This is a genomic window from Legionella nautarum (genome assembly GCF_001467895.1).
Taxonomy (GTDB): domain Bacteria; phylum Pseudomonadota; class Gammaproteobacteria; order Legionellales; family Legionellaceae; genus Tatlockia; species Tatlockia nautarum.
Window position 1 is genome coordinate 75,992 of the sequence record NZ_LNYO01000027.1, and the last position, 24,870, is coordinate 100,861.

Genomic DNA, 24,870 nt, shown 5'->3' on the forward strand with positions numbered 1-24,870 from the left:
TTGGTTTGTGAAAGATAAGGTACGTTATCTATCCCAAATGATACCACGGCATTTTTCAGTAGCCAATAATATTGCATTTGCAAAACCAATATAATTAAATTATCATTTATCGATAATTGGTATATAATGTAATTATGATCATTAACTTTCAGGATAAACTAACTGAGGATATCTTTAATGGAGTGAGCAGCCGCTATTCAAGAAAACTTCCCTCTGAACTGCATAAAAAAGCACAGCGGAATTTAGATATGATTCATGCATCCACCCTTATTGATACACTGAAAATTCCTCCGAGTAATAAGCTAGCTAAGTTAACTGGCAATTTATCGGATTTTTGGCGAATTAAAATTGATAAACAATGGGCTGTCATTTTTCGCTGGGAAAATGGAAATGCTTATGATGTATGTATCCTTGATTATCATGACTAAGGAGAAAAAAATGTTACCAACTAACAGAACCCCCACCCTGCCAGGGGAAATGCTTTTAGAAGAGTTTATCAAACCAATGAACTTAACACAGAAAGCGTTCGCCTCTCATTTGGGTTGGACTTATGCCAAGCTTAATGAAATTGTTCATGGCAAAAGGGGTATAACCCCTGAAGCTGCTTTGGATTTAGCAGATACTTTGAATATGGAGCCTGAGTTTTGGCTTAATTTACAAAGAGACTGGGATTTATGGCGTGCCAAACAAAAGCATAAATCCAGGATCACAATTAATATACTAATTAATAGTAATGAGCAAAGAATTTAATTTGACATATGGAGAATGAAGATTAAAAGCATACTTTGGATAGCAATAAAATTATATCGATAATTATTATTATGTGCTTTACCCAAAAAATTACCAGAAGCACCTGCTTACGCACCTCATTTATTAACAAGTAAAGGGAATTTAAGGTCAGTATATGAAAAAAAAAGATGTCCTCCTAAGAATCATACCCATAATATACCTCTTCTGGAGAGCATCCTTCGCTCTTGCACAAAATCTACCCCTGACTTTAACTGAAGCAGAGCATCTAGCAATTAACAGATCTCCAGAACTACAACGTTTAAACGCGAATAGCCAAGCCCTAAAACAACAATCGGTAGCAGATGGGCAACTACCCGACCCCCAATTAGCCGCTGGCACGATTAATGTGCCGACCGATACGTTCAGCTTTACTCAAGATGAAATGACCATGGTACAAGTAGGCATACAGCAACAATTTGCGCGAGGCAAGTCGCTTAAAATGAAATCACAGCAAACACGCGCATTAGCTAAAACGGAACTCATTAAAATCAAAGAACAAAAGCTGATACTGGTTCGTACTGTACGAGAAGATTGGCTGGAATTGTATTACTGGACCGAAGCGCTACGTATCATAAAGACTAATGAAGCACTTTATAAAGAGCTGCTTCAAGTCACCCAATCGCAATACAGCACCGGCAAAATCAATCAAACGGATGTGATGCAAGTTCAGTTGGAGCTATCACGATTAAAAAATCAAGTGATTCAAAATAAGCAACAAATCGCTGTTTTGAAAGCTCAGTTGGGGCGGTGGATTGGCATGAACAACGTCAAGCGTCCCTTGGCACTGTCGATGCCCCATTGGTCTACCCTGCCTTCCATGGCGAACTTACAAAACCACCTGATGAAGCATCCCATATTACAAGCAGATGCAGCCAATGTGGAAGCCTCCTCTTTTGAAGTCGCTTATGCAAAAGAACAATACAAGCCTGGATGGCAATTAGGTGTAGGTTATGGATTCAGGCAAGGCAGGATGCCTGATGGAACGCCGCGCTCTGATATGTTAACAGCTCAAGCAACCATGGATTTACCTTTTTTTACTGCCAATCGCCAAGACCGCCAATTCAATGCAAGCCTCAATAAATTAAATGCTGCCCAAATGGATAGACACATCCATTATCGTGATTTACTGCAATCACTTACCGTACAATATACCACTTGGAAACATCTTTTAGAGCGCGAGCATTTATACAATAAGCAATTAATTCCAGAAGCCAAGCAAAATGCCAAAGCAGCATTACTCGCCTATCAAAATACCACAACCGAACTCACCACCGTATTACGGGCCTACAGCAGTGAATTAACCATCCAATTAGAACACATTCAACTCCAAGTAGAGCGCTTAAAAGCTCATGCGACTTTGCTCTATCTCGAAGGAACCCCAACATGAACAAAAAATTAATCGCTCTTGGGCTCGTTGCTCTAATTTTAGTTTTTTTTCTTGGACGATGGACCATGGAATCGAGCGGTAATAAAACCATAACATCCCAAAAGAATCAAAAACCCATGTATTGGATTGATGCCATGGAGCCAACCATTCGCTATCCAGGACCGGGGAAATCACGTATGGGTATGGAGTTAACTCCTGTCTATGCTGAGGAACATCAGAATGAGGCGACAGTGCACATTTCACCTGCTGTGATTAATAATTTAGGCATTCGCCTTGCTCCTGTTGTACAAAGCAATTTGGCAAAAACAATTGATACCGTAGGCTATGTAGAGCCTAATGAAAACCAAATTGGCCACATTCACACCTATGCCGATGGCTGGGTAAAAAATCTGGTGGTTAAAACTTTGGGTGAGACCGTAAAAAAAGGCCAACTCCTATTACAATATTATTCCCCCCAGTTAGTAACTGCTCAAGAAGAATATGTGATCGCTTTAGAAAATAAAAATCCTACCTTAATCAATGCGTCCTATAAAAAATTACAAGCCTTACACATCTCTGAACAACAAATTCAAGAAATCAAAGCAACCCATAAGGCCAATCAATTAGTCGCCATTTATGCACCTCAAGAGGGTATTGTGGCTCAACTGAATATTCGTGAAGGCATGCGAGTAACTCCTGATATCGAGATGATGAGCCTCGTAGACTTAGCCAGCGTATGGATGATTGCCCAGATTTTTGAAGAACAAGCCAATTGGGTCCACATTGGCGATTGCGCAACAGCACGAATCTCTGCATTTCCACAAAAACAATGGAAAGGAGCTGTAGAGTATATTTATCCGCAATTAGATCCCACAACCCGCACGGTTAAAGTCAGATTTCGCTTTGAAAATCCGGATAACCAGTTAAAACCTAATATGTATGTCAGTATTGTCATTTTGACACAACCTAAAGCCAATGTACTCAATATTCCCCTTGAGGCATTAATTAGAAGCAGTCAGGGCGATCGCGTGATTGTTGCTTTAGGCCAAGGCCGATTTGAAATACGCCCTGTAATAATAGGCATGGAAGCAGAAAACCAAGTGGAAATTATCTCAGGACTAAAGAGTGGTGAACAAGTAGTCATTTCCGGGCAATTTCTTCTGGATTCAGAGTCTAATTTAAAAGCGGGACTTGAACGGCTCCAAACACCTAAAGAGACCTTGAGTAACCAATTATCCGCTACATCAGCCAATAAAACCGCTGAAGGATTTGGGACTATAAAAGAAGTTAATTCGGCCAAGCATTCGTTAACCATACAACACGAGGCCATTCCCTCATTGAATTGGCCTGCAATGGAAATGAATTTTTCAGTCTCACAAGAAATTGTATTAGATGGGCTTAAAACCGGAGAGTCGATTCAATTTAATTTAGAAAAAAAGAATAACCAATTTATTATCACGAAGATAAAAAAACTACCCAAGGATGATCACTCTAAATGATAGCTTCCATTATTCGCTGGTCCATTAAAAACCGTTTTTTAATCTTACTGATGACCAGTATGCTCATTCTTGGCGGGATTTATACCGTGAAACATACTGTAGTCGATGCCATTCCTGATTTATCCGATGTGCAAGTGATCATAAAAACAGAATTTCCAGGACAAGCACCACAAATCGTGGAAGATCAAGTGACCTATCCCTTAACCACTGCGATGCTTTCAGTACCCGGTGCTGTGACCGTACGAGGTGAATCGGGTTTTGGGGTGTCTTACGTGTATGTTATTTTCCAAGATGGGGTCGATTTATATTGGGCTCGTTCTCGCGTTTTGGAATATTTAAGTCAAATTACCAATCGCCTACCTCCAGGATCCCAGCCCGCTTTAGGCCCTGATGCAACTGGGGTGGGTTGGGTGTATGAATACGCTTTAGTTGATCGCACTGGAACTCATGATCTGGCGCAATTAACCAGTTTACAAAATTGGTTTTTGAAATACGAATTACAAAAAGTGCCTGGTGTGGCTGAGGTAGCTACCGCGGGAGGAATGGTCAAACAATATCAAATTACCTTAGAGCCCGATCATTTGCGTGCTTATGGTTTAACTCTTGCACAAATCAAACAAGCCGTTGTACGTAGTAATCGTGAAGCAGGTGGCTCTGCCATTGAAATAGGAGAAGCCGAATACATGATACGCGCTAAAGGATATCTGAAGTCCATAAAAGATATGGAGCAGATTCCAATAGGACTTGGAAAAAACGGCATTCCTATTTTGTTACAAGAAGTAGCGCAGGTGCAGTTAGGCCCACAAATGCGCCGGGGAATTACCGAGCTAAATGGTCAAGGTGAGGCTGTAGGCGGCATTATCGTCATGCGTTTTGGGCAAAATGCCATGCAAACTATAGCCAATGTCAAAGAAAAATTAAAGCAATTACAAGCCAGTTTACCCAAAGGGGTGGACATTATTACAACTTATGATCGCGCAAACTTAATTCAGCGTGCCATTAATACTCTAAAAGATAAATTAATCGAAGAATTTATTATTGTTTCGCTCATTTGTGTTGTCTTTTTATTTCATTTTCGCTCTTCATTAATTATTATCGCAAGCCTTCCTATTGGCATTTTATTGGCATTAATGGTCATGCACCTTCAGGGCATTAATGCCAACATTATGTCTTTAGGAGGCATTGCCATTGCCATTGGTGCTATGGTTGATGCTGCGATTGTCATGATTGAAAACGCGCATAAACACCTTGAACACGATATCCTTACAGAAAAGAATCGTTGGCACATCATGGAGCAAGCAGCCCTGGAGGTTGGATCTCCTTTATTTTTTTCCTTACTTATTATTACCATTAGTTTTCTGCCCGTTTTTACCTTGCAAGCACAAGAAGGCCGATTATTCGCGCCTCTTGCCTATACCAAAACCTATGCGATGGCAGCGGCTGCAATGCTCTCCATTACTTTAGTTCCCGTACTTATGGGGTATCTCATTCGAGGCAAAATCAGACAAGAACATGAAAATCCGGTTAACCGTTTCTTGTTAGCCCTTTATCAACCGGTGTTACACGCCAGTTTAAATGCTCCAAAAATGATTTTAGCCGGAGCTGCTCTGATTGTATTTCTTGGTTTTTTACCCCTTCATTATCTGGGTAATGAGTTTATGCCCGAACTGGACGAAGGTGATTTACTCTACATGCCAACAACATTTCCTGGTATTTCCATCGGTAAGGCACAGCAACTACTTCAACAAACGGATAAACTCATTGCTACTATCCCGGAAGTTAAAACGGTATTTGGTAAAATGGGTAGAGCAGAAACGGCCACCGATCCAGCTCCTTTATCGATGGTCGAAACAACCATTCAATTTAAGCCAAAAAATGAATGGCGCGAAGGCATGAGCATGGATAAATTACGCGAGGAGCTGTCTTTGCGTCTTAAACTACCTGGCCTTTCAAATGCCTGGGTGATGCCGATTAAAACCCGCATTGACATGTTAGCCACGGGAATAAAAACGCCTGTGGGCATTAAAATTGCAGGACCTGACTTAAACACCATTCAATCCATTGGAGAACAACTTGAACGCATTTTAAAAAACATACCTGGCACTATTTCTGTTTTTGCAGAGCGTGTCGCAAGCAGCCATTACATCACCATTGATATTAATCGCCTCACAGCGGCTCGCTATGGATTAAATGTTGAGGACATTCAAGAAATTATTGAAACCACAGTGGGTGGGATGAACATAACCCAAACGATTGAAGGACGAGAACGTTATCCTGTTAACTTGCGCTATCCGCGTGATATTCGTGATTCGTTAGAAAAACTTCGTTTACTGCCTATTGTGACACCTGCAGGTGCTACAATTCCGTTAAGTGAAGTCGCTTCGGTGTCGATTACGGAAGGACCCGACATGATTCGCAGTGAAAATGCACGGCTCAATGGATGGGTTTACATTGATATTGCCGGACGCGATTTAGGCTCTTATGTTCAAGAAGCGCAAAATGCCGTGCAGAGTCAAGTAAAACTACCCGCAGGGTACTCATTAACCTGGTCCGGGCAATATGAATACTTGGAACGTGCCAAACAACGTCTCACTTTAGTTGCACCTTTAACCTTAGCGATTATTGCCTTTTTGTTGTATCTTAATTTTGGTCGCTTGGGCGAAGTATTGATTATCTTAGGGACATTGCCTTTAGCATTAGTCGGTGGGATTTGGCTCTTGTATTTATTAGGCTATCACCTATCGGTCGCTGTGGGTATTGGGTTTATTGCTTTAGCTGGAGTAGCTGCAGAAACCGGTGTCATCATGCTGGTATTTCTTAATCAAGCTTTGGAAAAAGCACAACACGATGCGCTACAGCAACGACGAGCAATGACCCGAGCGGACGTTTTTGATGCCGTAGTGGCAGGAGCTCTGTTACGGCTTCGCCCCAAAATAATGACGGTGACTGCGATTATCGGTGGTTTATTACCGATCATGCTATTAAGCGGCACAGGCTCTGAGGTGATGCGACGGATTGCTGCCCCGATGGTTGGAGGAATGTTAAGTGCGACAGTACTTACTTTGATTGTTATTCCGGTGGTTTATCTGCTTTGGCAGCAAAGAAAATATAATAAGTAATAAATAACAAAAAAATTATCTATGCGTTTTTTTAAATACTGCAGTCGATGGTTTCAGGGGTGATTAAGACCCATAAGCTGCGGTTTCTGGAGAAGTTGGACTTTGTAAGGAGTTACTTATGAATAAAGCTATGTTTTCAATGATTGTTTTTATGATAACAGGTTGCCTCGTGGGTTGCGTGCCAAGGCATTTAGAGCCAGGTGCTCAAAACATCACCCTTCTCTATGATAATAATACTCAGAGTGTAACTACCTGTAAGTTTCTGGGAAAAATATCAGGCAAGGATGTACACGGTATGAAGCTTCAATTCACATGGGGATTAGAAAAAAATTTAAAAAAAGATGACATCAATTTTCTTAAAAATGAGGGAAGAAAATTAAATGCCAATGTGGTTGTATTTGAACAACATCAAAATAGGATTAAAAGATACTACACGTTGAGCCCGAATCGGCATACAGACATCGAAATACATTCTATTGAAGGAAGCGCCTATCGCTGCCCTTCTCAAATAATGCCCACAATCAAACGATTGAACACCATGAATCATTCTGTTTATGAAAAGCCCGTTATTATAGAAAACAATTGAGCCTATTGGCATCGCAATCAGAGAATTTTTATCCCAATATTGGCTCGTAAATAGTACATAAGTTGTGTCGCGATAACCGCATTAGGATTTTTCCTCGGGAACAATGGATGATGCACATTGAAATGCGCCTCGTTTAGCTGGAGTTCAAGGAAATTGATGGTGCTGGGTGTTTCTATAAAATTCAGTGGGTTAGTAGAGCAATTTTCCTCCATTTAGTGTAAGCTTATGTTCTTCATAATAAAGGTCAAGATGAATGCGACCCCATTATTTTTATTCAATTTTATTTTTAATGACCTTGATTCTGCATACAAGCACTAATGCGGATACAGTCAATGTCTCACAACCTTCTATTGCTGAGAACAAGACCAGCAATGAAACATTCTCTCTTTTGAATGATCGTGGCGTGGCTTATGCTTTAGGTCATGAAACACCCAAAAATAACGTTGAAGCCGTGAAACGCTTTCGTAAAGCGGCCGAACACGGATTACCCGTGGCGCAACGTAACCTTGGCATTATGTACGCATTCGGTAAGGGGGTAGCGCAAAGCGATATTAAAGCCGCTCAATATTTTCGTAAAGCAGCACAACAAGGGGATGTCATAGCCCAGCTGAATCTTGGGGTGATGTGTGTCACTGGAAAAGGGGTCGCAAAGAATGAAAGCGAAGCAGTGACATGGTTTCGTAAAGCGGCTCATCAAGGATTGCCGATGGCGCAACGCAATCTAGGTCTCATGTATGGGACTGGTAAAGGGATACAGCGAAATGATATTAAAGCGTTTAAGTGGTTTTACAAGGCGGCTCATCAAGGAGAGCCTATTGCTCAACTTAATCTTGCAGCCATGTATGTTGATGGGAAAGGAGTTCCCCAAAGTGATACGAAAGCGTTCGAATGGCTTCGAAAGGCAGCAGAGCAAGGGGAGAAGATGGCTCAACTGCATCTTGGCTTCATGTATGCACAGGGCAAAGGAGTGCAGCGAAACGACCTTGAAGCAACTCAATGGATGAGTAAAGCGGCACAACAAGGATTAGCTTTGGCTCAATTCAACTTAGGCACACGGTATGCAGAAGGCTTAGGGATTGAGCAAAATGATGTAGAAGCAGCAAAATGGTTTCTTAAAGCGGCAGAACAAGGAAATGTTTTGGCTCAACGTAGCATTGCGATTATGTTCTCTACTGGACGAGGCATTCAGCAAAGTGATGTGGATGCGGTGAAGTGGTTTAAGCAAGCAGCACAACAAGGGGATTTTGTTGCTCAGTACAATCTTGGGGTGAAATACATCACTGGTAAAGGTATTGCTCAAAATGATTCGAAAGCAGTTGAGTATTTTCGTAGAGCAGCGGAACAAGGTTTTCCTGAAGCCCAATTTGCCCTTGCTGCCGTATATCATGATGGGGTGGGCGTTGAGAAAAATGATGCTGAAGCCATGAAGTGGCTTCGAAAAGCAGCTCAGCAAGGAAATGCTAGTGCGCAAATGCGCTTAAATGCTTTGGAGCAAGGCTAAATCATACTATGTTCTTATCATGAGGATGGGATTGAGATGACCGATAAAATACCTGGAAGAGTAAAATGGTTTAATAAAGACAAAGGATTTGGTTTTATTGCGAGCAGCGGCAAAGATTATTTTGTTCATTTTAGTGCTATTCAAGGCAGTACCTTTAAAAACCTTCCTGAAGGAGCTCGTGTTTTATTTAAAATGAGCAAAAGCCAAAAAGGTTTGCAGGCGGAAGAAGTTGAGGTTATTTAACGATTCATTTATTTTCTTATCCAAAATTAATAAACGTTCAAAACAAAGGAGTAGTTTATGGAACGAATGACCGCAGTGGTAACAGGAGGTACAGGTGGGATAGGTTCTGCAATATGTCAACGTCTCGCAACGGATTATCAAGTCATCGCATGTTACTTTAAAGGCGGTAAACATGATGAGGCAAAACGATGGCAAGAGAGTCAACAAGCAGCAGGTTTTAATGTAGATATTCTCTATGGTGATACCACTCAATTTGCTGATTGTGAGAAGCTTACTGATTTATTGATGGAACGCTACGGACGCATCGATGTTTTAGTCAATAATGCGGGCATCACCTGTGATACGACCTTAAAGAAAATGACTTCATTACAATGGCAGCAGGTTATTGATGCTAATTTGACCAGCGTCTTTAATATGACGCGCAATGTATTACCTGCCATGCTGGAGCAAGGCTGTGGTCGAATTATTAGCATTTCATCAATTAATGGACGCAAGGGCCAATTTGGTCAATGTAATTATGCAGCCACCAAAGCAGCCTTATTTGGTTTTAGCAAAAGCTTAGCTCAGGAAGTGGCAAGTAAAGGAATTACGGTAAATACCATCTCACCAGGCTATATTGAAACGCCCATGCTTTCCGCGATAAAAGAGGACATATTAAAGTCGATTATTGCGCACATTCCCGTAGGGCGTTTAGGCAAGCCAGAAGAGATTGCCAATGCCGTGGCGTTCTTGTCTTCTTCAGAGTCCGGGTTTATTACAGGTGCCAATCTTGATATTAATGGAGGGCAATACATGTAGAGGTCCTACTGAGTGGGATGAGTTGCTGATTTTCGGTGAAAGCAGGACTTTGCATCGTGCGCCGATTTTCATTTTTAGCCGTTTTAGCCCCTCAGCGCAGAAATATTAATGTAGAGGCAGTCATTATTAAAGGCAATTGATTGGGCATTCAAATAACGACACGAGTTGCTCTTTGATTTAAGATGCTGCCACTTTCGCTTTTTGATACATGCCAGCCTCATAATGACCTGGAGTGGATTTAAACTTCCAAGTCAGTGTTTTCGTTTCACCAGGTTTAAGAGTAATCGTATTACCGTCTTCATGGACCATATTGGGCATGGCGCGCATCATGTCTTGATGTGCTTTTTGCTCTTGTTCATGACCTATAGAAAACTCATGATTTACTGTTCCTGCATTGGTAATTTCAAAGGTTATAATTTCTCCATCATGTAGCTTTAGTTTTTTTCGAAAAACTAAAGCGCATGGTATCAAAAGCAATGATTTTAATGAGCTTATTTGCCTTTGGTGCCTGTACAGAACTTCCTACTGGATTTATTGTAGCCTTGGAGTGAGAAAAAGATGAGTTGATACAAACCCCTGATAAGAGGCCCGTCAAAATAACTATTCTGCATAATGAAGTCATCATATTAAAAACCTGTATAATCCATTTTAAATGAGCATAAATTTATAAAATATAAATGGCCCCAAATAATGCGCACTATACCAGTTTCTTCCCTAGAAAATCTATTTATCGATGCAGTTAAAAAATTCCGAGAATAAATGGCAACTCCCCTCTCTTACAATAGCACGGTAAGACCAAAAGTTATCGTATCTTGATTGGCTGCTTCACCATTACTTATTTGTATGTTTTTAAACGCACCATAATCTTGCTCATGTTCGTATTCAACATTAATATTTAAGCCAGGAATCAGGCGATAATAAGGCCTGACAATATAGCGCATTTGATTAAGTCCATTACCGATATTCGCCTGAATAACAGTCTTTGAAGCAAGAATGCTGCGTATCCCTGCCCTAATGAACAAGTTATTGGTGATTTGAGTGTCTCGTGATAATTCCACATCGAGTTTGGCACTACCGTTATAGTAATAACCTCGAAGGTTGGTATCGATAAAATAAGGCATTAATCCTTCAATTCCAATGCCTGGCTGCCAATAAGGAGTATTTGCTGGCTTATTGGTATAATTAGCCCCTGCTTTAATTGCCCAAAACTGGCTGATTAAATGCCAATAAAAAATATCAATGTCAGCACTTTCTACTTTTCCTTTCAACAGCTCTGCATCATTGACGAACAATTCCAGCTTATTATAATCAGGACCATATAAGCCCTTATAATTAAGGCGTTGAGCATTATGAATCGGATCGGCTCCGCCATCTATAAATGAGGCTCGCCATAGACCTGCGGGATGTACCATCGGATGGTTCACCAAGGAGGAATTAATAGGCATTGTTTCATCCACTCTCACAATGGGGCGATTGTAATAAGGGGTTTGTTTTATAATATCTTGAGGATTTTTTTCACCTTCTGTAATTTCTATTAAAGTGGAATACTGAAACACTCGTGACATACCCGTCATCATGTGATACAGAAAATGGCAATGAAAAAACCATTGGCCACTCGCATCAGTGTCCACATCTGCTGTTATGGTTGCTCCTGGCGGCACATCAATCGTATGTAATAAAGGATCATAAGCATCATTTCCCTTGCGCAAAATAAACCAATGACCATGAATGTGCATGGGGTGGTGCATCATGGATGTATTGGTAAACACAAACCGATACCGCTTCCCAGGCTCTAAACGTATGGGATGTGCTTTATAAGCAGGCACTCCATTGATAAACCAAATAAATCGATCCATGTATCCGAACAACTCCATATTGATTACATGCGCCACTGGAGTATTTGGATCATTCGTTTTCACCGCGGCAATCATGGGTTGATATTTTGTACCCATTGAGGTTTTGTAAGAAGAGGTGGGCGGACCCATCTTGTCTCCTATAATGGTCGGTTCCGTGGGCATCTTCATGTTGGAGTCCATCTTCATGTTGGAGTCCATCTTCATGTTGGAATCCATCTTCATGTTGGAATCCATTTTCATGTTGGAATCCATCTTCATGTTGGAATCCATCTTCATGTTGGAATCCATCTTCATGTTGGAATCCATCTTCATGTTGGAGTCCATCTTCATGTTGGAGTCCATCTTCATGCTGGAGTCCATCTTCATGCTGGAGTCCATCTTCATGTTGGAGTCCATCTTCATGTTGGAGTCCATCTTCATGTTGGAGTCCATCTTCATGTTGGAATCCATCTTCATGTTGGAGTCCATCTTCATGTTGGAGTCCATCTTCATGTTGGAGTCCATCTTCATGTTGGAGTCCATCTTCATGTTGGACATAGAAGAAGATAAGGTATTTTTTTGCATAGGGTGTAATTTTTTATGGCTCATTTCATGAGACATTGAGCTCATTTTCATCTTAGGGGAATGGTTAACACCTTTTTTCTTAATAGATGATTTTATTACTTGAGGTAAGGTACCTTGATTCATCTGCCCCATCATCATGGCCATCATATCGCGACTCACCGGCAATGGTTCAGGAAATGGGGGCACTTTTTGGTAATCCACAACGTGTTGCGACGAAGTCACTAAGGCACCGTATGCAGCCCCCACGGTATCTAATGATTCTGCATAAATAATATAGGGCCTATTTTTTTGAATCTTAACGAGCACATCATAGGTTTCACCCGATGCAATAGCAAAATCCTTAATAGTATAGGGGTTCACATCATTACCTTGCGCGTGCACCATTTGCATTACAGACCCTGGAATTTTTACACGAAAAATGGTGCTTCCTCCCGCGCCAATAAAGCGTAACCGTACCACATCCCCTTTCTTCACCAAAGCAGTCCAGGGCTTGAATTTGGGTTGACCATTGAGTAAAAATGCATCATAAGCAACATCACTAAAATCATAAATACTCATGCGCATCTGTTGCATCATTTTGTAATCATTGAATAATTGTTTACGTTCCCCTGCGGAGCCTTTTTTATAATCATGCATAAATTTTACTAAAGAGGGCTGCAGCGGAAATCTCGGAGAATAATAATCTCCTTCTTTCTTTAGATTTTTTAAAATCTGCTCGGGTTTGGTATTGCTCCAATCTGATAACACCACCACAAAATCTTTCATGTATTTGTATTTAGGTGCCTTAATCGGATCGATAACGAAAGCGCCATACAAGCCCTGTTGCTCTTGTAATTCAGCATGAGCATGGTACCAATACGTTCCTGATTGTTTGAGCACAAACCGATAATGAAACACCCCTCCTGGTGGAATCGCTTTTTGACTGACATGTTCCACCCCATCCATTTGCCAAGGAACTAACACACCATGCCAATGGATTGATGTAGGTTTATCCATATGATTGGATACATTAATAGTAATCTCATCGCCTTCCTTAAAACGTAGTGTTGGTGCTGGAATTTGATTATTTACTGCAATTGCGATACGCGGTTTCCCAGCAAAAGAAACCGTCTTGTACCCCACAACTAAATCGACAACACGCTTTGCAGAAAACACGTTCGTCACCACCAAAAGACTGGTGAGCAACACCATTATTTTTTTCACCAAAATCCATTCTCCCTTATTACTCTGAACGCTCGTCTATTAGTATTAAGAAAAAGCTTAAAAATAAATCGAGGCCTTTCATAAGCTTTTCTCATGATGATGTTCGGTTTCACCTTCTGTACTGGGTAAAGACAACACACCCAAACCATGGCGATACACCAACTCGCCACCACGCCAGGCCGTAGAAAGCAACAGTCCCTGAACAAAAAGTAGTGCAATAAGGAACGTAAGGGCCATTGCTTTTTGCTTGTAATAACGCCATAAAGACCAAATTGCAACAAGCCACATAACAACAGCAGTGGATAATGCCCAATTTCGATGACTCATCATGGCCAAATGTGCTGGCTCATCATGTTTGACTGTATTATAAGCATAGAGCCCTGCAAGAACTGTCACTATCGTCACTAAAGCTGCGCACCATAAACACCACCGGGCTACAATTTCAAACTCTATCGTCATTTTATTTGAAACGAGATGAGTGTATTTAAATAAATACGTCAGTAGATAGAAACCAAAAGCGGACGTAAATAACGCTACAGTAAAATGCACTAAAATTGGATGCCAATTGGGTAGTATTTCAAACATTGTAAAATCCTTTTTATTTGTCTGGCCTTATCATATTTATACCAATTTCATTATGCTCTATTATTCATTCTAAATAAATTCCCCAAACCAGTATCCTAGGAATAATACCCAATCGCTCATCTATAAAAGTTCATGAGTCCCACGCATTGATATTGTTTTTGTGATTTATAACGATAAACTTCGCCGTCTAAAGTATACTTGTCTAATAAATGCATTTTAAGATTGCCTGTATAAGTCATCTTGTCTCGTGTAATGACTGTAGTATTTCCCGTAATTGCGCTGTAATATTATTCAATTCATCCAATTCGCTTCAGTATCTTCTTTATCGTTACATCTCCTGCTTTATCAAGGCGTATGGCCAACTGCCCTACATAAGTTAAGTTATTTTGCAGTGTCTTTACTGATCATCCGATAACTCCTTGTTTAAAGAATGCAGTGCATTCTACTCCATCAGTTTTCTGTGAAATTGATGTTGCTCATCATGATCCTTTATTTGGAATTGATAAACCAACAAAGACATAGGAGCTTGCTTTGCTAAGATAGGCTCAACCAACTATTAAATAAAAAGCTCCTGGAACATGTGCCCTTAAACTTTATATAAATTGACGTCTTCCTTTAAATGTCTGGCAATAGCATCCAATTTATAAATAAATGCCATCATCTCTTTAATACCACTAGAAAAAGTCGACGTGGTACGATTAATCTCATTCATACTTTCAACAATTTGTTCAATACCTACAGCTTCCTGACGGATCGCCACCTCAATATGTTGACTGGAAATGGATGCTTCATTAATCATCTGACTTAATGTTTGAATCACCTCACCGGCTTTTTCGATGCGTTTTGATCCTGAATCAAGAGTCTTAGCCCCTTCTTCTGTAACGATGACTGCTTTTTCAGTGGTGCGTCGAATGTCCTCAAGAATTTTTTGTACTTGCACGGTTGATTGTTCCGATTGTTCGGCAAGAGTTTTTACTTCATTGGCAACTGCTGCAAAACCTTTTCCTGCCTCACCCGCCTTTGATGCTTCAATAGATGCATTCAATGCCAACATCTTTGATTGTTGCGCAAGGGTATTTACTACTGAAGTAATATCGCCAATTTGTTGGGTATGATTGCTTAAATCAAGAATGGTTTGTGCGATAAGCTTCATTTTTTCTTCAGAAGCTTTGATGCCGTGAATACTTTGCTCTACCGATTCGGCACCCAGCTTTCCTTGTTCGTACGTATTTTTAGCGACCTCTCTTAAGGCTTGTGCTTTAACCATCGTTTTTTTTGAACTCTTATCAATTTCTTCTAGAGAAGCACTGATTTCATTAATTGCAGTGGCTTGAGAAGTAATGCCTTCAGCTTGTGCATTCGCCGAAGAGAGAACTGTTCCAACCATAGTCACAATATCATTACTGACTTGGGTAATTTTTTTAGTAATGGACGTCAAGCCATCGGTCATCAAATTTAAATCGTTACCCAGATCGTGTAAAATATCTTCTTTGTCAATCTCAAGACGCTCTCGCAAATCTCCTGCAGCAACTTTACTGCTGTGTTCTCTAAATTTTTTCGATGAACTGACTAATTTCTCAAAGAGATCCCGAGAGTCTTCTTCTTTAGTACGAAGAATTTCTTCATTTTGTCTAATGGCTTCTTGCATCACGTTGAGCGATAAAAGTAGTTTTCCTAATTTATCTCGAGATTGAATCTGGATCACAACATCTCGCTCCCCTGCAGCAATTCGTTCAGCTATATCAATTGCTTTATCTATTGGAGTTGCGATAGCGCGTCGGGTCGTGTAAGGTACAACAAGAGTTAGAATAATAGCTAAAATTAATAACCAATAAGCAGAGGTTTTTAAAGAAATTAAGCTGTTATCTATTTTATTAACATTTTTCTCTATTTCACGCGCTAAGTCGCTGAACAGCCCGCCTGTTCTTTTGCCTATCTCTTCAGAATAAGGACCATCAATGATATTGATCATTGATTTTTCAAGAGCTCTTGTCTTATTTCTGCTGTTTTCTACATTATCTGGATTATTCGGATCTCGAGAAGCATTGAGTATGGACGCTTGGGCTTGATAAAAAGACAAATACAATTCTTGGAGCTTTCCCCATTCATGCTGTAGCTTTGGATCATCTAATTGGCGCATCACCCGATCCCACTGGTCTCTAACATGGGTGATTTCATTCCATATATGTGCAAAATAAACTTTGTCCTTGGGATCTCCGGTCATGGCCCAATGTTCAAGAATGTCTTGAGCTTGATAAATTTGGCTATCAAGAATTGGTGGTAAATTTTCATTATGAATTTTATGTGTCAGCTCAATTACACAATTTACTTTGGGCAGTAACAGCATAATTAAGATCAATAAAGGCAGGCTCAGTGCCATAAATCCTATAACTAATCGAGCACCCACTGTAATTACAAGACCGCGTTTCTTGATCGCAGTTTCCATGAACAACTCCTATCCCATATTAACTCTTTAAGAATAGCAGTCATTATGATGCAATCCGAGAGTATATTTCCATTCACACGTTTTTTCTTGCCATGACGCATTGGCAAAATGATGCTCACTTCGAGTGAGGTGAAATAATAAAATACAAAACAAATAAAGTGATGGTTAAACAACATAGATAAATATCTACGCTCCATACCTTTCTACCACTCCTAGATGTATTATTATAGGGAAGTGGTACATCATATACGGAGCTTTGTTTTCTTAATGAACAATTCAAGAGGATGATACTTATTAATTAATCCTAAAAAACGCAGGTGAACCGTAGCGAGAGTGTTAACGGACGCATATACAAACCTGTTGTACGTGCATTAGGAGGCTGTATATAAACTAATGAGCTGAAGAACTACAAAGACCTTCTTCATCAAGAATTTTCTTATGTTCCGTTTGTAGGGTGGTGTGCCTAATCTTAAATTGAGAGAATAAAATGTTCTGAACGTTCACTCTTATAGGCTCCTCTTCTGCATTGGGGGCAACAACAAGATGTGCTGTGAGACTGATTTTATCACTGGTAATCGCCCAAATGTGCAGGTCATGTACATCTAAGACTCCTTCTGCCGCCATCATATGGGCTTTGATTTTCTCTAGATTAACTCCAAATGGCACTCCTTCTAGAAGAATATTCACTGTTTCTTTTAAGAGAATCCAAGTGCGTGGTAATACCCATAAACCGATGAAAACTGCTACCACAGAGTCCACCCAACTCCAACCAAAAAAGCGAATTATTAGTGCTGCACCAATGACCCCTAAAGAGCCTAGCATATCACTCCACACCTCAAGATAAGCGCTTTTAAGATTTAAGCTATTATCTTTTTCTTGTGAAAGAAGAGACATAGAAACCAAGTTGACGACCAAACCAATGCTGGCAATAATAAGCATTCCTAGAGAATAAATCTCAGGGGGTTGCTTGAGTCGCTGATAGGCCTCAAACATAATATAAAGGGCAACTACAAAAAGAAGGGCCGCATTAAATGCTGCTGCTAATATTTCAAATCGATAATAACCAAAGGTGCGGCGCTCATCCGCGGGACGTTTACTAATCCGAATCGCAATCAAGGCAATAATCAATGCGGTCACATCGGTGAGCATGTGTGCTGCATCGGATATTAACGCTAAACTTCCCGTGATAATGCCCCCAACCACCTCAGCGATTAGAAAGCCACCTGTTAGGACAAGCGCAGACCAAAGTAACCGCTCTTTTGAGGATTTTTTGACATCAGAAAGTGCATCCTTACGCATTTTTTCTCCCTATCACCAATCACTATTTTAATTTAAATGAAACCCCATGGAGAAAAATGGCGGCTATGATAAGAAAAGTAATTAAAATAATATAAAAATGGATGGTTTTCTTCTTTTTTCTATATAAAAAGATAAAGCCAAGCAATACAATAACTAGGACACCTAAAGAACCTAAAAACCATCCATTGGCAAACATTTATATTCCTTTTAGTCGTCTTTAGGTTGATGATTGTGCCCACCCTCGCCACCAAATCCTCCCTCATAGCCAATTTCAGGGTGAGTTTGAGCAGGTTTCGTTTTATTGGTGCAGGCAGATAAGCCAAAACCCAACAAACCAATCAATACAATTATTTTAAATCCATTAGTATTCATTATTTCTCCTTAACACAAATCTCAGAACTATTTACATCGTAACATAGTGAATAACAGAAGATAAATGAATCTTATCTGCTCTCAAATTAATACCATACATTTTACAGCCAGCCTTAAAAAAGGATTCATTTTTTAAGGGTTTGTACAAAATCAAGCAACTGTAATGCATCGTTTTTAGATATGGGTTTTTTAAAATAAATCGTGCTGCCCTGAGATGTTTCATCCTCGTTAGGGTTAGAAGTCAAAATTATAATAGGTGTCTGTTCATTGAATACTGAATTTTTTTGTATGCGGTCAATCAGCTCATAGCAATTTAAATTTTTATCCACTAAGATAAAATCATAAGCGCTCATAAAAGCCAGATCTATTGCCGATTCATCATCCCAAGCCATATCCACCAAATGCTTCAACTCTAATAAATGCAAACGCATGAGAATACGAGCTCCTAATGAGGATTCAACCACTAAAAAACGCAAAGCATGAGCGGGATTTTGCTCATTCTTAATCCAGTTATTCATCATCTATCCTATATGAAGATAAAACTGTCGAAACACTCATTAAACGTTCATTTCTTGATATTCAGAATGCCCTTTATGTGAGTTAAGTAGGCGCAGACCATTTGCAACAACAATTAAGCTCGCACCCATATCAGCAAATACCGCCATCCATAGCGTTGCTAATCCTCCCAATGCCAGAATAAAAAACACCCCTTTGATGGCAAGGGATAACGTAATATTTTGGCGAAGAATACGCGCCGTTTTTCGGCTTAAATCAATATATAAAGGAAGCATGGCTAAATTATCATTCATTAACGCAACATCTGCCGTTTCTAAAGCGGTATCGGTGCCTTTCCCCATCGCAAAACTAATCGTGGCTTTAGCTAAGGCCGGAGCATCATTGATTCCATCGCCCACCATGCCCACCGTTTTATACTGCTCCAAAAGACGATTAATTGCTTGTAATTTTTCAGTCGGCAAGACATTCGCCTGCACCTCATCAATCCCCACCTCCTTGGCAATAGCTTGAGCGGTCAGCGCATTATCACCTGTTAACATCGCGGTTTTAAGCCCTTGTTGATGCAAGGCTTCAATAGCCCATTTGCTGGTGGCACGAAGCGTATCGGCCACCGCAAAAACCGCCAAAACCACTGCTGAATTACTCAAAATAACCGTCGTTTTTCCCTCTTCTTCCAAACGCTTGAGCTCTTGCTCTACAGCAAGAGAGCACACATTATTATCTTCTGCCAATTGATGATTCCCAACGTAATAGAGCTCCTGACCAATAGCGCCTTGCACCCCTCGGCCGGGGAGTGCTGAAAATTGCGCTACTTCAAGTAAGGACTCATTAGGTTGATTTTGCCGCCAGTACTCCACCAATGCATGAGCAACGGGATGCTCCGAATGACTATCAAGGCTTGCAGCAAGTACTAATAAGTATTCTTTGGTTTGTTTTTTATCGTAAGCGATAAAATCAGTCACTACGGGTTTTCCCTCGGTTAAGGTGCCTGTTTTATCCAGAGCAATTAATTTGAGCTGATGGCCCAATTCTAAATAGCTGCCTCCTTTGATAAGAAGTCCGTGTTGTGCCGCTGAAGCCAATCCGCTGACTACCGTAACCGGGGTGGAGATGACCAAAGCACAGGGACAGGCAATCACTAATAAGGTTAAGGCCTTATAAATCCAATCATAAAAAGGGTAGCCAAACACCAAGGGAGGAATAAGTGCAATAAAAAGTGCAATCAAGACCATGATTGGGGTGTAATAGGTCGCAAACTTATCAACAAAACGCTGCGTTGGCGCTCGTTCACTTTGTGCCTGTTCAATGGCTTTACCAATTTTAGCAAGCAAGGTATCACCTGATACCTTGCTGACCTTGACTTCAAAAGCACCGTGCTCATTTAAAGTCCCCGCAAACACGACATCACCAACTTGCTTGCTCACAGGCATGGACTCGCCTGTAATCGGTGCTTGATTCACTGTACTTTGTCCCGATATCAGCACCCCATCAAGCGGTATGCGCTCACCGGGTTTTACTTTAAAAACAGCACCGACTGCTACCTCTTCTACAGGCAAAGTCTGCCATTGACCGTTATCCATCTTAATTTGCGCCACCTCAGGCGCAATTTGCATGAGACTGCGAATGGCCAAGCGGGCCTTATCCAAAGAATAACGCTCGATGCGCTCAGCAAGGGCAAATAAAACAGTGACCATCGCAGCTTCCGGCCAAGCTCCTATAATCATTGCTCCTAGGATGGCAATCAACATCAAGCTGTTAATGTTCATAGCTTTGGTACGCAACGCAAGCAAACCCTTTTTAAGAGTAGATGGGCCACTTAAGATAATGGCGAGCACCGCAGGAAGAATAACCCAGATTGATTGCTCTTTTGCCCAGAAATATGCAGTCAACTCCGAACAAAGCGCTAAAAAGCCTGCCAAAGCAATAAATGGCCATGAAGAGTCAATCCGCCGCGTCTCTTCTTTTGCCAAAGAGGAACTGCCCTGAGTACGCACACTCATGCCTAATGCTTCGATTTGTTTCTGCAATACATCAATCGCGTCAAGACGATGATGCACGGTCACCTCTTCTGCAATGAAATTAAAATCCAGCTGCTCCACTTCAGGAACTGCCTCTAATTGCCGCCTGATTAATTGCTCTTCAGACGGGCAATCAAGGCCTGCAACAAAAAAAGTGGTTAAGGTGAGAGGCGTTGTCATAATGAGCTCCCACATTGGCCGCAAAATTTCGCACCAGCAGCGATAGTGGCACCACAAGTGCATTGAGTCTTCTCAAGGCTACTGCCACATTGGCTGCAAAAACGCGCACCATATGCAAGAGAAGCCTTGCAGCGCGGACAACTCAATTTTTTTGACTCGGTGTGGGTTGAGTAATTACTAGGTTGATTTTTTTGGCCATGCTTGGAACTGTGGTATCCGCCATGATGGCCACCAAAAGTTCCAAGCATTCGTTTTAGAAAACTCATGTTAAATCTCCGTCTCTTCAGTAAAGTGTTTGAGCATGTCTGCAAGAATACAACGCACATGGACGTCATAAATGCTGTAATAAATATGTTTGCCGTCACGATTGGCCATTAGAAGCCTGGCTGAGCGCAATAAACTTAAATGATGACTGGCTAAGGGCACTGAAAGTTGCAGTTGTTCTGCTAATTCTGAAACTGATTTTGGACCTTCAAAGCATACTATAAGAAGCTTTAAGCGATTAGGTTCACCCATTAAATGCAAGATATCGCTTAAGGTAATGATTTGGTCTTGAGTAAGCATAATCAATCAAACAGTTAAACAAGTATTTAACTATTGATATAGCCCAATCCTTTTTTTTGTCAAATCACATTTGATGATTAAACCTGTGTACTGGAAAAAAAATAAATTGACTCTAATAAAGTTATAGAATTTGTTTGAGGTTCTAGTCATTACTTCTATTCCTTATCTTACTGGATGTTCAAGGAACTCCTCATCAATCATTAAGAAGGTTTTGCATTGATGTCCTTGTTAAGCAGCCCTTTTTTGCGTCGCTCATGAAACACATAATACAAACCAGGCAACACCAAGAGCGTTAGAAAAGTTGATGAAATAATGCCGCCAATAACCACGGTCGCCAAGGGACGCTGTACTTCTGAGCCTGTGCCCGTGGCTAGAGCCATGGGTACAAAACCCAGTGATGCCACTAAAGCAGTCATGAGTACTGGGCGAAGCCTTGCGAGCGAGCCTTGTAATACCGCATCTTTTAAGTAAAACCTTTTTTCTTCACGCAGTTTATTGATAAAAGTAATCATAACCAAGCCATTTAAAACGGCAACTCCTGATAGGGCAATAAAACCCACGCCTGCTGAAATCGACAATGGAATTCCACGAAGCCATAAAGCAAACACCCCGCCCGTTAGGGCTAGCGGAATGCCGGAAAAGACCAATAAGGCATTTTTAACACTACCAAAGCTCATGAATAAGAGTAGGAAAATACCCAACAAAGTAATAGGAATCACAATTTGTAGGCGTGATGAGGCTGATTGTAATTGCTCAAACTGACCGCCCCAGGTTACCCAATAGCCACTAGGTAGTTTGACGTTTTGTTCAATGCGCTGTTTGGCATCCAGGACAAAAGAGCTTAAGTCACGTCCGCGAACATTGGCACTCACTACCACGCGACGCTTACCGGTTTCACGGCTTATTTGGTTGGGGCTTTCACTACGTACCATTTTGGCCACTTCACTTAAGGGAATGAAGTGCCGTAGGCCATCTTTAGAAGGCGGTAATGGGATAAACACCTGTCTTAGTACATCGGTATCAATTCGTTGTGACTCCGGCAGTCGCACCACAATGTCAAAACGTTTGTCCCCTTCAAAAAGCTCACCGCCCTTCTTACCACCCGTAGCAATAACGATAGCATCTTGTACTGTTCCAATTTGCAAGCCATACCGCGCCAAGGAATCACGATTAATTTCCACAGTCAATAAAGGAAGGCCGCTGACTTGCTCCACTTTTACATCCGCAGCCCCTGGTGTTTTTTCAAGTTGGGCATCAATTTGTTCGGCAATTTTTAATAAAACCTTCATGTCATCGCCAAACACTTTGACCGCCACATCACTGCGCACCCCAGAAATGAGTTCATTAAAACGCATTTGAATCGGTTGGGTAAACTCATAATTATTGCCGGGTATTAGCTTTATAGCTTCTTCAATTTCCTGTACCAATTCTTGTTTGGTTTTCTTAAGGTTAGGCCACTCTTTGCGTGGTTTTAGCATAATAAATGTATCGGCTGCATTAGGAGGCATGGGGTCGGTGGCCACTTCGGCAGTACCAATCTTGGCAAAAACGTTTTTTACTTCAGGAAATTGTTTTACCCGTTTTTCGACCATATCCTGCATGGCAATGGATTGAGTAAGGCTTGTGCCAGGAATACGCATGACCTGCAGGGCAATATCTCCTTCATCAAGGCTTGGGATAAACTCACCACCCAGACGAAAAGCAATCAATAGACTCACCAGAACTAAAGCAACTGCGGCCCCAATCACCCCAATTCGCGCATGAAAGCACCGCCTTAAAACCCGCTCATAGCCCTGAGAAATATAATGCACCAACCAGTTTTCTTTTTCCTGAACGCGGCCATTGAGAACAATGGCAACTGCTGCTGGAACAAAGGTTAGAGCAAAGAGCATGGAAGCCATAAGGGCCAGAATGACCGTTTCTGCCATGGGTAAGAACATTTTCCCTTCAACACCGGTAAGGGTTAAGATAGGTAAATACACAACGGTGATGATAAACACCCCGAAAATACTGGGGCGAATGACTTCGGTTGTGGCATAAGCAATGACTTTTAAGCGTTCCTCAAGGTTTAATAATCGCTTAACCTCATGCTGTTTTTCACCTAAATGTTTGATGCAATTTTCAACAATAATCACCGCGCCATCGACAATCAAACCAAAATCAAGCGCCCCTAAACTCATGAGGTTGGCACTGATTTTATTAGTGACCATGCCGGTAATGGTCATGAGCATGGATAAAGGAATGACCATTGCGGTAATTAAGGCTGCACGAATATTGCCTAGAAATACAAAAAGAATGATACAAACGAGTAGGGCCCCTTCGAGCAAATTATTTTTCACGGTATTAATGGTGGCATTCACAAGCTCAGTACGGTTGTAGACCGTAACCGCCTCAACCCCTTCAGGAAGGGATTTGTTGATTTCTTTCATTTTGGCAGCCACACGCTCAGAAACAGTGCGGCTATTTTCGCCCAGGAGCATAAACACCGTTCCCAAAACCACCTCTTGACCCTCTTCAGTTGCAGCCCCCGTACGAAGCTCTTTGCCAAGCGCCACATCAGCCACATCACGAATACGAACCGGTGTGCCCTCAAAGCTTGCCACCACAATATTTTCAATATCAGGAATGTTTTGCACTTGTCCTGGTACGCGAATTAAATTTTGTTCACCATTACGCTCAATATAGCCTGCGCCCACGTTCGCGTTGTTACGTCGAAGTGATTCGACTACATCGGTTAGGCTTAAGTTGTAACGTACTAATTTTGCGGGATCTGGAGTGATGTGAAATTGCTTCTCATAGCCACCGATGGTATTGACCTCGGCAACGCCCTCTACATTGCGCAGCTGCGGCTTAATGATCCAGTCCTGCACCGTGCGAAGTTCCATTGGGTTATAGCGTTTTTCTTTAGGAAGATTAAATTTATTGGTCACCGTATACATAAAAATCTCGCCAAGCCCCGTGGAGATAGGACCAAGGGAGGTTTCTACTTCCGGTGGCAACTTATCTTTTACTTCTTGCAAACGCTCATTAATTAATTGACGCGCAAAATAGATGTTGGTGCCGTCTTTAAATATCACAGTTACTTGCGATAATCCATAACGAGAAAGAGAGCGGGTGTAATCCAAATTAGGCAAGCCGCTCATGGCAAGCTCAATAGGAAAGGTAATGCGTTGCTCTACCTCATACGGTGAATAGCCAGAGGCTTGCGTGTTGATTTGTACCTGCACATTGGTAATGTCGGGTACTGCATCAATAGGCAGTTTTTGAAAGTTATACACGCCAAAAAGGGCGAGCATCAGGGTAAACAACAGGATAAACCAGCGGTGTTTGAGTGAAAATCGTATGATTTTTTCCAGCATGTTTTAT

21 protein-coding genes are annotated in these 24,870 nt (G+C 41.2%); 9 read left to right on the forward strand and 12 right to left on the reverse strand.

The features are described 5' to 3' along the window. Nucleotides 1-134 precede the first annotated feature (134 nt). From Lnau_RS15785 to phbB, 9 genes are all read left to right on the forward strand, one after another. Nucleotides 135-428: a type II toxin-antitoxin system RelE/ParE family toxin gene (locus tag Lnau_RS15785; protein ID WP_058506107.1), complete on the forward strand. Its 294-nt coding sequence runs from the start codon at nt 135-137 to the stop codon at nt 426-428. A 10-nt stretch (nt 429-438) separates the two neighbouring features. Further along, complete coding sequence (locus Lnau_RS15790; RefSeq protein ID WP_058506108.1) at nt 439-750, forward strand: HigA family addiction module antitoxin; 312 nt, start codon at nt 439-441, stop codon at nt 748-750. Nucleotides 751-904: 154 nt separating this feature from the next. Next, nucleotides 905-2,176 (forward strand): TolC family protein, encoded by a 1,272-nt coding sequence (locus tag Lnau_RS15795; RefSeq protein WP_058506109.1) that lies wholly within the window; start codon nt 905-907, stop codon nt 2,174-2,176. Beyond that, the gene (locus tag Lnau_RS15800) at nt 2,173-3,654 is read left to right on the forward strand and encodes an efflux RND transporter periplasmic adaptor subunit (RefSeq protein ID WP_083503872.1); all 1,482 of its coding nucleotides are present in this window, start codon (nt 2,173-2,175) and stop codon (nt 3,652-3,654) included. The genes Lnau_RS15795 and Lnau_RS15800 overlap by 4 nt, the downstream gene beginning before the upstream one ends. Beyond that, the gene (locus Lnau_RS15805; protein ID WP_058506110.1) at nt 3,651-6,773 is read left to right on the forward strand and encodes an efflux RND transporter permease subunit; all 3,123 of its coding nucleotides are present in this window, start codon (nt 3,651-3,653) and stop codon (nt 6,771-6,773) included. The genes Lnau_RS15800 and Lnau_RS15805 overlap by 4 nt, the downstream gene beginning before the upstream one ends. Before the next feature lie 118 nt (nt 6,774-6,891). Beyond that, on the forward strand, nt 6,892-7,359 hold the full coding sequence (locus Lnau_RS15810) for a DUF4156 domain-containing protein (RefSeq protein WP_058506111.1): 468 nt from the start codon (nt 6,892-6,894) through the stop codon (nt 7,357-7,359). Nucleotides 7,360-7,612: 253 nt separating this feature from the next. Continuing rightward, on the forward strand, nt 7,613-8,860 hold the full coding sequence (locus Lnau_RS15815; RefSeq protein WP_058506112.1) for a tetratricopeptide repeat protein: 1,248 nt from the start codon (nt 7,613-7,615) through the stop codon (nt 8,858-8,860). Between the two features lie 36 nt (nt 8,861-8,896). Then, nucleotides 8,897-9,103 carry a cold-shock protein gene (locus tag Lnau_RS15820; RefSeq protein WP_058506113.1) on the forward strand — a complete coding sequence of 69 codons (207 nt, stop codon included), beginning with the start codon at nt 8,897-8,899 and terminating at the stop codon, nt 9,101-9,103. 57 nt (nt 9,104-9,160) lie between these two features. Then, complete coding sequence (gene phbB, locus Lnau_RS15825; RefSeq protein ID WP_058506114.1) at nt 9,161-9,901, forward strand: acetoacetyl-CoA reductase; 741 nt, start codon at nt 9,161-9,163, stop codon at nt 9,899-9,901. 177 nt (nt 9,902-10,078) lie between these two features. On the opposite strand, the gene Lnau_RS15830 is transcribed toward phbB, so the two are convergent. From Lnau_RS15830 to Lnau_RS15875, 12 genes are all read right to left on the reverse strand, one after another. Further along, complete coding sequence (locus Lnau_RS15830) at nt 10,079-10,372, reverse strand: cupredoxin domain-containing protein (RefSeq protein WP_238586002.1); 294 nt, start codon at nt 10,370-10,372, stop codon at nt 10,079-10,081. A gap of 305 nt (nt 10,373-10,677) precedes the next feature. Next, on the reverse strand, nt 10,678-13,512 hold the full coding sequence (locus Lnau_RS15835) for a multicopper oxidase domain-containing protein (protein ID WP_083503876.1): 2,835 nt from the start codon (nt 13,510-13,512) through the stop codon (nt 10,678-10,680). 90 nt (nt 13,513-13,602) lie between these two features. After that, nucleotides 13,603-14,109, reverse strand: a complete 507-nt coding sequence (locus tag Lnau_RS15840; protein ID WP_058506116.1) for a DUF2231 domain-containing protein — start codon at nt 14,107-14,109, stop codon at nt 13,603-13,605. Between the two features lie 586 nt (nt 14,110-14,695). Beyond that, nucleotides 14,696-16,555: a methyl-accepting chemotaxis protein gene (locus Lnau_RS15845; RefSeq protein ID WP_058506117.1), complete on the reverse strand. Its 1,860-nt coding sequence runs from the start codon at nt 16,553-16,555 to the stop codon at nt 14,696-14,698. Between the two features lie 390 nt (nt 16,556-16,945). Next, nucleotides 16,946-17,854, reverse strand: a complete 909-nt coding sequence (locus tag Lnau_RS15850; protein ID WP_058506118.1) for a cation diffusion facilitator family transporter — start codon at nt 17,852-17,854, stop codon at nt 16,946-16,948. A 22-nt stretch (nt 17,855-17,876) separates the two neighbouring features. Further along, a complete protein-coding gene (locus tag Lnau_RS16510; RefSeq protein ID WP_133134936.1) occupies nt 17,877-18,050 on the reverse strand; it encodes a GlyGly-CTERM sorting domain-containing protein in 174 nt (57 codons plus the stop codon). Between the two features lie 11 nt (nt 18,051-18,061). Then, on the reverse strand, nt 18,062-18,226 hold the full coding sequence (locus Lnau_RS16625; protein ID WP_165482925.1) for a hypothetical protein: 165 nt from the start codon (nt 18,224-18,226) through the stop codon (nt 18,062-18,064). A gap of 125 nt (nt 18,227-18,351) precedes the next feature. After that, nucleotides 18,352-18,747 carry a PleD family two-component system response regulator gene (locus Lnau_RS15855; RefSeq protein WP_238586003.1) on the reverse strand — a complete coding sequence of 132 codons (396 nt, stop codon included), beginning with the start codon at nt 18,745-18,747 and terminating at the stop codon, nt 18,352-18,354. 36 nt (nt 18,748-18,783) lie between these two features. Further along, entirely contained in the window at nt 18,784-20,940 is a 2,157-nt protein-coding gene (locus tag Lnau_RS15860) for a heavy metal translocating P-type ATPase (protein ID WP_058506120.1), read from the reverse strand. Continuing rightward, nucleotides 20,937-21,206 carry a zinc ribbon domain-containing protein gene (locus Lnau_RS15865; RefSeq protein ID WP_058506121.1) on the reverse strand — a complete coding sequence of 90 codons (270 nt, stop codon included), beginning with the start codon at nt 21,204-21,206 and terminating at the stop codon, nt 20,937-20,939. The genes Lnau_RS15860 and Lnau_RS15865 overlap by 4 nt, the downstream gene beginning before the upstream one ends. Before the next feature lies 1 nt (nt 21,207). Continuing rightward, entirely contained in the window at nt 21,208-21,504 is a 297-nt protein-coding gene (locus Lnau_RS15870; protein ID WP_058506122.1) for an ArsR/SmtB family transcription factor, read from the reverse strand. A 200-nt stretch (nt 21,505-21,704) separates the two neighbouring features. Further along, entirely contained in the window at nt 21,705-24,863 is a 3,159-nt protein-coding gene (locus tag Lnau_RS15875; protein ID WP_058506123.1) for a CusA/CzcA family heavy metal efflux RND transporter, read from the reverse strand. Between the last annotated feature and the right edge of the window lie 7 nt (nt 24,864-24,870).

Excerpts from the sequence above, each read along its gene's own strand:
- Lnau_RS15785 (WP_058506107.1), top strand. The coding sequence starts at position 135 with ATGATCATTAACTTTCAGGATAAACTAACTGAGGATATCTTTAATGGA.
- Lnau_RS15790 (WP_058506108.1), top strand. The coding sequence starts at position 439 with ATGTTACCAACTAACAGAACCCCCACCCTGCCAGGGGAAATGCTTTTA.
- Lnau_RS15795 (WP_058506109.1), top strand. The coding sequence starts at position 905 with ATGAAAAAAAAAGATGTCCTCCTAAGAATCATACCCATAATATACCTC.
- Lnau_RS15800 (WP_083503872.1), top strand. The coding sequence starts at position 2,173 with ATGAACAAAAAATTAATCGCTCTTGGGCTCGTTGCTCTAATTTTAGTT.
- Lnau_RS15805 (WP_058506110.1), top strand. The coding sequence starts at position 3,651 with ATGATAGCTTCCATTATTCGCTGGTCCATTAAAAACCGTTTTTTAATC.
- Lnau_RS15810 (WP_058506111.1), top strand. The coding sequence starts at position 6,892 with ATGAATAAAGCTATGTTTTCAATGATTGTTTTTATGATAACAGGTTGC.
- Lnau_RS15815 (WP_058506112.1), top strand. The coding sequence starts at position 7,613 with ATGCGACCCCATTATTTTTATTCAATTTTATTTTTAATGACCTTGATT.
- Lnau_RS15820 (WP_058506113.1), top strand. The coding sequence starts at position 8,897 with ATGACCGATAAAATACCTGGAAGAGTAAAATGGTTTAATAAAGACAAA.
- phbB (WP_058506114.1), top strand. The coding sequence starts at position 9,161 with ATGGAACGAATGACCGCAGTGGTAACAGGAGGTACAGGTGGGATAGGT.
- Lnau_RS15835 (WP_083503876.1), bottom strand. The coding sequence starts at position 13,512 with ATGGTGTTGCTCACCAGTCTTTTGGTGGTGACGAACGTGTTTTCTGCA.
- Lnau_RS15840 (WP_058506116.1), bottom strand. The coding sequence starts at position 14,109 with ATGTTTGAAATACTACCCAATTGGCATCCAATTTTAGTGCATTTTACT.
- Lnau_RS15845 (WP_058506117.1), bottom strand. The coding sequence starts at position 16,555 with ATGGAAACTGCGATCAAGAAACGCGGTCTTGTAATTACAGTGGGTGCT.
- Lnau_RS15850 (WP_058506118.1), bottom strand. The coding sequence starts at position 17,854 with ATGCGTAAGGATGCACTTTCTGATGTCAAAAAATCCTCAAAAGAGCGG.
- Lnau_RS16510 (WP_133134936.1), bottom strand. The coding sequence starts at position 18,050 with ATGTTTGCCAATGGATGGTTTTTAGGTTCTTTAGGTGTCCTAGTTATT.
- Lnau_RS16625 (WP_165482925.1), bottom strand. The coding sequence starts at position 18,226 with ATGAATACTAATGGATTTAAAATAATTGTATTGATTGGTTTGTTGGGT.
- Lnau_RS15855 (WP_238586003.1), bottom strand. The coding sequence starts at position 18,747 with ATGATGAATAACTGGATTAAGAATGAGCAAAATCCCGCTCATGCTTTG.
- Lnau_RS15860 (WP_058506120.1), bottom strand. The coding sequence starts at position 20,940 with ATGACAACGCCTCTCACCTTAACCACTTTTTTTGTTGCAGGCCTTGAT.
- Lnau_RS15865 (WP_058506121.1), bottom strand. The coding sequence starts at position 21,206 with ATGAGTTTTCTAAAACGAATGCTTGGAACTTTTGGTGGCCATCATGGC.
- Lnau_RS15870 (WP_058506122.1), bottom strand. The coding sequence starts at position 21,504 with ATGCTTACTCAAGACCAAATCATTACCTTAAGCGATATCTTGCATTTA.
- Lnau_RS15875 (WP_058506123.1), bottom strand. The coding sequence starts at position 24,863 with ATGCTGGAAAAAATCATACGATTTTCACTCAAACACCGCTGGTTTATC.